This is a genomic window from Phascolarctobacterium succinatutens CAG:287 (genome assembly GCF_000434895.1).
Taxonomy (GTDB): Bacteria; Bacillota; Negativicutes; order Acidaminococcales; family Acidaminococcaceae; genus Phascolarctobacterium_A; species Phascolarctobacterium_A succinatutens_A.
Window position 1 is genome coordinate 69,211 of sequence record NZ_FR892771.1, and the last position, 8,130, is coordinate 77,340.

Below are 8,130 nucleotides of genomic sequence, written 5' to 3' on the forward strand. Positions count from 1 at the left end.
GGATGCTGACGGCGGAACCATTTTGCTATTATTTGTTCATTATCCCGTTATACTTGATTTTTTCCAATAAAAGTATATAATAATTGATATAGATACTTTCGTTATTGGAGGGATAAAAATTGCAAACAAACATTATTGAACAAAAATTACAAACAGCTTATCTTTCTGTATTTACATCTGATGTACAATCCGTTCTGCCCTCATTGATTTTTGAGGCTCAAGATTTATGCAATGAAGCATATGATACTGTCTATCTGCTTAAAGTAACAACGCTTGCCAAAGACCTTCGCGCCCATATTTTACGTATTGCAATAGGAATAGTAGCTAAGAAATACTGCGATAAAGGCTTATTGCCATGGTCCTACTCTATCGAATTGAACTCTGCCAAAAATTGTAGCCACATTGAAATGAAGTCTGGCACTGCTACGATTTATTGCGCAAAGGCTAGATCACCATTAACCAAACCAAAATCAGTAAAATATAGACCAGATGTAGAAATCAATCTCTTTACTGAACAAATGCCGCCTATTGATACGTTTCTTATCGCTTATGGAGAAAACAAAAATGGTACAATGTTTTTAAGCATTGGTATTCCCGGTGAAGAATCCTGGCTTTATGTTAAACCATTGGATATGAAACGTAATGCAACGGTTAATAATCAAGAGGAAAACAAAAAAGAACTTCTTGTTGAGCTTATTGACGAACTTGAAACAGGAGCTGATATTTATGGTACTCAACAAGCATAACCACATCACAGGTTCCAGACTTCGTGATGCCAGAATACTGGCCAATAAAACTGCTAAAGAAGTTGCAGCTCAAATAGGTGTTAGTGCTCAGGCACTTTCCTTATATGAACATGAAAAAGCTACACCTAATGCAGAAAACTTCAGGCAACTGTCAATAATATATGGATTGCCTATAAGTTTTTATTATAAGCCAGAAATTACTTCAAAACCTGATGGAGACGTATATTTCAGAAGCTTCTCCTCTGCCACTAAATTAAAGCGTGACAAAGCATTCACGCAAGCGAAACTATTTGTTAATGATATCGTCGGACTTATAGGAAGTAAAATCAAATTCCCTCCAGTAGACCCTTTATTTAATAAAATAAAAACTTCTACAAACATCGATGAAGATAATTTTGATTATGAAGTTATGGCGAAAGTTATTCGTAGATCTTGGAATTTGGGATATGAACCAATACAAGACCTTATGTATGAACTTGAAAAACGTGGAATCATAATTATGGTTATCGATCTTCCTGAGCAGATTGATGGTTTTTCTTTCTGGTTTGGAGGCAGACCATATATGGTCCTTAATAGTGAAAATAATTTTTTCCGTCTGCGTATGAGTATGGCTCATGAGCTGTGTCACTTATTTTTTCATGGTGCATTAGACGATATATCCAAGGATTTAAAGCGTATAGAGCAAGATGCTAAAAACTTCGCTGGTGCCTTTTTACTTCCTGACGTAACTGTAAAAAAATACATTAACTCTGCTACTCTGCAGGAATTAGCTCGCTTAAAACCTCAAACCAAACTATCTATTACAGGTATGATAAAAAGATGTTCCCAACTTACACTAATCTCACCAGAAAGAGAAGTGTCATTGCAAAAACAAATTAGTTCTAAAAGATGGCGTAAAGTAGAACCATTTGATGATTACTATAGTCCAGAACGCCCTGTCCTAATAAAGCAAGCAATAGAACTTCTGGTAGATAAAAAAATATACACCAAGCAATTACTTTTAGATACATTTGGTTTAGATACTCATTTTATTGAACAGGCTTGTTCTGTTGATCCTGATTATTTTACACAAAGTAAAATTCTATATATGAAAATATTATAATGAGTATTAAGAATAATATAGACCGCCAGCAGAAGACTGACAATAAATAAGTTATATATTTTTTTGTTGTCATCTGGATTATTCCAGACAAATAAAATTTTTCAAGGAGTGTTTATGATGAAAAAACTACTTTTACTGGTAACTGCACTTACATTCTTATTTTGTAGTGTTACTTCGGCTGCAGAGTTCCAGCCTACTAAAAAGGTTGTTCTCTTCTACAGAGTTTCTGATGCAATCCTTCAATCTCAAAATGATGCTGAAGACATTGCCAAAGGACAAGAAGAATTTGAAAAAGAGCTGCTCAAGCATTATTCCAAACGCTTTTTAGTGCAAGATGTAAAGCGCAATACCTATCAACCGACATCCCCTGTATTTTATCAAGAGCTGATTAAACCGAATCAAGTTCCCTTAATGGTGCAAATCGAACTGGCTGGCGAAACTACCACCAGCACCAATTATCAAAATGCTTATGGCGCACAGGCAACTGGCTATGCTCCTGCTATCAATGTTCATTTAAGCGAAGCACTACCTAGAGCAAACAGCAAAGAGTTTGTTAATGTCGATTATGGAATTAAAACCTATTCCTCCGGCACGTTTGCTCTTGGTATGAATATCTATGCTGCACAAACTGACCCTCGTAAAAATGTAAAAAACTCTGTAAGAGCTTCATTTAGAGATGCATGCAAACTTAATGAGCAAATCAACAAATTTGTTGATCCAATGGGTGCAGAAATTGAGATGGCTCGTTTTAGTGGTAACTTTGAAAAAATGGAAGAATTACAGGCACAAAAATATGCTCCTGCACTCGCAGAAATCGAACGTTTTACAGCATGGTGCAATGCAGATGAAACAAAAAAATCTTTTTTGCAGGGGTTAGGAATGCTGTCCACAATTGAACAAAAGCTAGCTTACATCAACCAACTTAAATCCATGGGTTATTACAAATAATTTTACCTAACCTATAATACTCAATATATTTACAAAATAAAAAGCGCCCGGTGTTACCAGCACCGAGCGCTGTGCGGAGCGTGTTACCAGCACGCAGCCGCTTTGTAATCCCTCAATTCATGGCAAGAACAGAAGCTGATTACCTTTTTATTATATCAGATTTTAATCAGCTCTGCTACACTACACCCAATTTTAAGCAAAGGAGCTGATTTTTTATTTCAACATTAAACGTAACAAGACGCGGCGATAAATGGCAGTACCGTTTCGAAGCTGCTTCCGTCGATGGCAAGCGTAAGCGTGTTTCCAAATCCGGCTTTAAAACGAAAAAGGAAGCCGTGGAAGCCGGAACCAAGGCGCTGGCAGAATACAACGAAAGCGGTCAGACTTTCAATCTTTCCAGCATTTCCGTTGCGGATTATCTGGACAGTTGGATTGATACTTACTGCAAAATGAACCTAAAATATAATACCCAGCTTGGCTATCTTTATACTATCGAAAATCACCTAAAGCCCAGCCTAGGAATGTACCGGTTAAAATCCCTCACCCCTTCCGCCGTTCAAGAATTCGTAAATTCTCTGAAGCTGCGTGGCCTCAGCAGGGCAAGCATCGTCGGTATCTTCTCCACGCTCTCTGCAGCGCTGGATTATGCTATTGAGCCGTTGAAGTACATCCAGTATAATCCATGCAATAACGTAAGAATCCCCAAGGATACGGCACCCAAGAAGGAAACCCGGTACATCATTACACCGGAGCAGTTTAAGCAGATTATAGAGCGCTTTCCGGAAGGCTCTAATTTTTATATTCCGCTTATGATCGGCTACTATACCGGCGTAAGAATTTCCGAATGCTTTGGCCTTACCTGGAACGATGTCGATTTTGACAATCAGACCATAAGCATTAGTAAGGCTTTGCTTAAGCGCAACTGTGGCGCAGATGTAAGGGAGATTCTGAAGAAGAAGGGCATGAAGGAAGAGAAAAGCGCCTGGTATTTCAACAGCACAAAAACTTTCAAGTCCAACCGCATCATCAATATCGGTGATACACTCTGTGCTGCATTGAAAAAAGCTTATGACCGGCAAATGGCCAACAAAGCCTTCTATGACGAATACTACACAAAAATCTACAAAAAGCCGGAGCAGGACGAAAAAGGCGATACCATTTACCGGCTCATAGAAATTGAAGCCGGAGTTCCCTGCCCTCTTGAGTCCGTGGATATGATAAACGTAAGGGAGAACGGCCAGCTGCTGAGTATGGACAGCATGAAATATTGCAGCCGTGCAATCCACTATGAGCTGAAGATAAATTTCAACTACCATTCACTGCGCCACACACACGCTACAACGCTTATAGAGAACGGTGCCAATATAAAGGACGTGCAGGAGCGTTTAGGACACTGCAACATAGAAACAACGCTTAATACATATACCCACAATACTAACTACCTGAGAAATCAATCAGTAGAAATCTTTGAAAAGGCGGTTCATAAATAGCAAAAAACGGCGCCCAGACAGCAAATGATTGTTGTCTGAGCGCTTTGTTTTTTGCTATTAAATTGTGGCCATCTAAAATTTTCGGCCACACGAGGGCCACAAATTACAGTTTTTCGCCCCTCTGAAACCCTTAAAATGCCGTATTCATGCGGTTTAGCAGCACCACAGTTTCAACATGGCTAGTCATCGGGAACATATCCACCGGCTGCGCCACAATCGCCTTATACCCATGCTGCTCCATAAACGCCAGATCACGCGCCAAGGACGCAGGATTGCAGGACACATAAACAACGCGCTCAGGCTGTACCTCAGCAATCGCAGCCAGCACCTTCTGCTCGCAGCCCGCACGCGGAGGATCCACCACCACAACGTCCGGACGCACGCCGCCGGCCAGCAGCTTCGGCAACTCTACCGCTGCATCGCCGCAGATAAATTCCGCATTAGCGCATTTATTCTCTTCTGCATTTTTCTTGGCATTTTCAATCGCAGGCGCCACAATCTCGATACCATAAACCTGTTTGGCATGACGCGCCAGATACAGAGAAATCGTACCGGTACCACAGTAAACGTCCACTACGGTTTCCTTCCCGCTCAGCGCCGCAAACTCCAACGCCTTGTTATACAGCTTTTCTGCCTGCTCGCTGTTCACCTGAAAGAAGGCCTGTGCAGAAATATGAAAGCTCAGACTGCCCAAGCTGTCCTTAATCGATTCCGCTCCGTACAGCACGCGTGTTTTGCTGCCCATGACCACGTTCGTCTGTTTTTTGTTGATGTTCTGCACCACGCTCACAAGTCCCGGAACATGGCGTTTCAGCCATTCAATCAGCACGCCGCGATGCGGAATGTCATAGCTGGAGGTAATGATAACCGCCATCACCTCGCCGCTGTGCACGCCCACGCGTCCCATAATATGGCGCACGAGTCCCTTACCTGTCTTTTCGTCATAAGCGCTGATGTTATAATGCTGCATCCAGGTGCGTACCGTTTTCATAATTGCATTGTTCGCTTCCTTGGAAATCATGCAGGCATCAGTATCTACGACGCTGTGTGTTGCCGTTGCATAGCAGCCTATCTGCAGCACGCCTTCGGCGTCCGCTGCCGCCGGGAACTGCATCTTATTGCGGTAGCTCCACGGCTCCGCCGCCCCCAACACCGGCAATGCCTCTAAGTCCAGATGTCCGATTCTGGTAAGTGCATCCTGCACCTGCTGACGCTTGCATGCCAGCTGTCCCTTATAGCTCAAATGCTGCAGCTGGCAGCCGCCGCATTCCTTATACACCGGGCACGCAGGCTCCACACGCTCGGCAGATGCTTTGACAATCTCCTCCAGCGCACCTACAGCATAGCTTTTCTTCACCAGCGTAATAGTTACGCGTACCTCTTCCTCCGGCAGCGCGCCCTTAACGAAAACCGTAAAGCCCTCGTACTTGCCAACGCCCTCGCCGCTGCTGCCGAGACCATTAATCGTTAATGTAATATTATCACCCTGTTTTACAGGAATTATCTGCTTCATAAAAATCCACCCAACCTTTACCGTTTATTATATATATCTATAATTATATCACAAACATGGCCTGCAAAGGAACAGCAGCGCGGCAAGATAATGCTTTATACCGACGCAACAACCGGCTTACGTCTCCCAACACTGTATTTTTCCTTTTCCTGTAATTGTGATAAGTGTGCAACATTTTTCGCAAAGCTATATACTTTGCATATAACATAAGCTATAATTAAATTAGGGACATTGAGTTTCCAGGTTTAAAAAGGTTTTATTTTGCGAAAGGAGCGATGCACAATGGCAGTAAAATTTTTGAAATGCAGTATTTGCGGTAATATCGTCGGCCTGATTCAGGACGGCGGCGGTGAACTTGTCTGCTGCGGTAAGCCGATGCAGGAGCTTGTTGCCAACACCGAGGACGCAGCGCTGGAAAAGCATGTGCCGGTTATTACTGTTGATGGCAGCACGGTTCGTGTAGCTGTAGGCAGCGTGGAGCATCCCATGATTGAAAAGCACTACATCCAATGGATTTATCTGCAGACAACTCATGGCGGTCAGCGCTATATCTTAAAGCCCGGTGACAAGCCGGAGGCTGTTTTTGCTCTTGCCGGTGATGCAGCTCCGCTCGCCGCTTATGCTTATTGCAATCTGCACGGGCTGTGGGCAGCAAAGCTGTAACAGCTAAAGCCTTACACTAACAAAACGTTGCTCTAATAAGTGCTCGAGTCTTGATCTGATTCAATTTCAGGCCAGGAGCTCCGGCACTTATTTTATTTTAAGCTAAAAATAAAACCGGCCTCAGACAGCTATATGTAATAGCATATCCGAGACCGGTTAAATTACAAAAACAATCACACGAGGCCTATGGTCTTAAGCCCCAAAGGCTGTTCAAAAAGCACAGCGGGAGAATTATTTTTCTACCCACAGGCCTTTTTCGTCTTTTTTGTAGCCGGCAAATTCGATTGCCAACGCAGCCATAACCTTGGTTGCGTCCTTAATCTGTACGTTCAGCTCTTCTGCGCGGATGAAATCATCGTGGCACATTTCGCTGGGGTTTTTGCCAGTGAGCAAAACGTATTCATTCTGCATTTCTACAAGTGCTTTTGCTTCTGCATTAAATTGTTCCATTAGACTAATCTCCTTAGCTTTTATTATTGTACGATAACGCTCAGGTCACCTACAGCATGGGTAATATCCTTAACTGCTGCCAAGAGTGCCAGACGGTTGTTCTTCACGCGAACGTCCTCGTCCATAACCATAACGTCTTCGAAGAATTTGTTGATCGGGTCAACCAGCTTAACTGCTTCAGCCAGAACTGCAGCATAGTCATATTTGGTTGCTGCAACCAGCACTTCCTTGCTGGCTGCCATAGCGGCATTGTGCAGAGCGCCTTCAGCTTCAACTGCAAAGAGCTGCGGGTTAATAGCGGATTCTTCTTCAATCTTCTTGCACAGGTTAGCAACACGGGTTGCAGCCTGAATCAGTGCCGGAGCCTCTGCGGAAGCAACGAAGCTGTTCAGAGCCTTAGCACGGGCAACAAGGTCGGTAAAGTCGTCGTTCATCTGGTCAGCCAGAACTGCGTCAACTACGTCATAACGGATGCCCTGATCCATCAGCATGTTGCGCAGGCGCTGTTTCATGAACTCAGCAATCTGCGGTACGAGCTTTTTGGTATCCTCTGCCGGGATGTTCAGCAGGTACAGAGCGCCGGCGATAACCTTGTACAGAGATACATGGTAGTTGCCGTCCAGCAGAATGTTGATGATGCCCAGAGCCTGACGGCGCAGTGCATACGGATCCTGAGAGCCGGTCGGAGCCAGACCGCGGCTGAAGGTAGCGCAGATATTGTCCAGCTTGTCGGCAATACCGGTCAGACGGCCGATATCGGTAGTCGGCAGCTCGTCACCAGCAAAGCGCGGCAGATAATGCTCGTAAATACCCAGTGCAACCTCAGGAGCTTCACCGTCGAGCTTAGCATATTCGCGGCCCATAACGCCCTGCAGCTCGGTGAATTCGATAACCATGCCGGTTACCAGGTCGCATTTGCACAGCAGAGCGGTGCGCTCCAGTTTTTCTTTATCAACCTTGGCATTGATAGCCATAGCCAGCATATCAACAGCCTGTACCAGACGTTTGCTCTTATCGTTCATATTGCCCAGGCCTTCCTGGAAGGAAACAGTTTTGAGTTTTTCCAGACGGTCAGCCAAAGTTTGTTTTCTGTCTTCGTTGAAGAAGAATTCAGCGTCGCTAAGACGTGCACGCAGTACGCGCTCGTTACCGTGAGCAACAATTTCCAGATGCTCCTTGCCGCCGTTGCGGACGGTGATGAACTTGTTCAGCAGGGAG

8 protein-coding genes are annotated in these 8,130 nt (G+C 44.0%); 5 read left to right on the plus strand and 3 right to left on the minus strand.

Annotated elements, in window-relative coordinates; genetic code table 11:
- The first annotated feature begins 119 nt into the window (after positions 1 to 119).
- From BN587_RS02890 to BN587_RS02905, 4 genes are all read left to right on the plus strand, one after another.
- A complete protein-coding gene (locus tag BN587_RS02890; protein ID WP_021719651.1) occupies positions 120 to 746 on the plus strand; it encodes a hypothetical protein in 627 nt (208 codons plus the stop codon).
- Complete coding sequence (locus BN587_RS02895; RefSeq protein WP_021719652.1) at positions 727 to 1,848, plus strand: helix-turn-helix domain-containing protein; 1,122 nt, start codon at positions 727 to 729, stop codon at positions 1,846 to 1,848. The genes BN587_RS02890 and BN587_RS02895 overlap by 20 nt, the downstream gene beginning before the upstream one ends.
- 114 nt (positions 1,849 to 1,962) lie before the next feature.
- Positions 1,963 to 2,796 (plus strand): hypothetical protein, encoded by an 834-nt coding sequence (locus BN587_RS02900; RefSeq protein WP_021719653.1) that lies wholly within the window; start codon positions 1,963 to 1,965, stop codon positions 2,794 to 2,796.
- Positions 2,797 to 3,011: 215 nt separating this feature from the next.
- The gene (locus BN587_RS02905; RefSeq protein WP_044484046.1) at positions 3,012 to 4,286 is read left to right on the plus strand and encodes a site-specific integrase; all 1,275 of its coding nucleotides are present in this window, start codon (positions 3,012 to 3,014) and stop codon (positions 4,284 to 4,286) included.
- Positions 4,287 to 4,416: 130 nt separating this feature from the next.
- Here the strand turns inward: BN587_RS02905 and rlmD are convergent, their stop codons facing one another.
- A complete protein-coding gene (gene rlmD, locus BN587_RS02910) occupies positions 4,417 to 5,799 on the minus strand; it encodes a 23S rRNA (uracil(1939)-C(5))-methyltransferase RlmD (protein WP_021719655.1) in 1,383 nt (460 codons plus the stop codon).
- Positions 5,800 to 6,081: 282 nt separating this feature from the next.
- Between rlmD and BN587_RS02915 the strand changes: the two genes are divergently transcribed.
- Complete coding sequence (locus BN587_RS02915) at positions 6,082 to 6,462, plus strand: desulfoferrodoxin (RefSeq protein WP_021719656.1); 381 nt, start codon at positions 6,082 to 6,084, stop codon at positions 6,460 to 6,462.
- A gap of 231 nt (positions 6,463 to 6,693) precedes the next feature.
- Here BN587_RS02915 and BN587_RS02920 read toward each other — a convergent pair whose 3' ends face one another.
- Positions 6,694 to 6,912: a hypothetical protein gene (locus tag BN587_RS02920; protein WP_021719657.1), complete on the minus strand. Its 219-nt coding sequence runs from the start codon at positions 6,910 to 6,912 to the stop codon at positions 6,694 to 6,696.
- A 23-nt stretch (positions 6,913 to 6,935) separates the two neighbouring features.
- Positions 6,936 to 8,130 (minus strand): glycine--tRNA ligase subunit beta (glyS, locus tag BN587_RS11730; protein WP_303684796.1); only part of this gene is annotated, 1,195 nt, incomplete at its 5' end.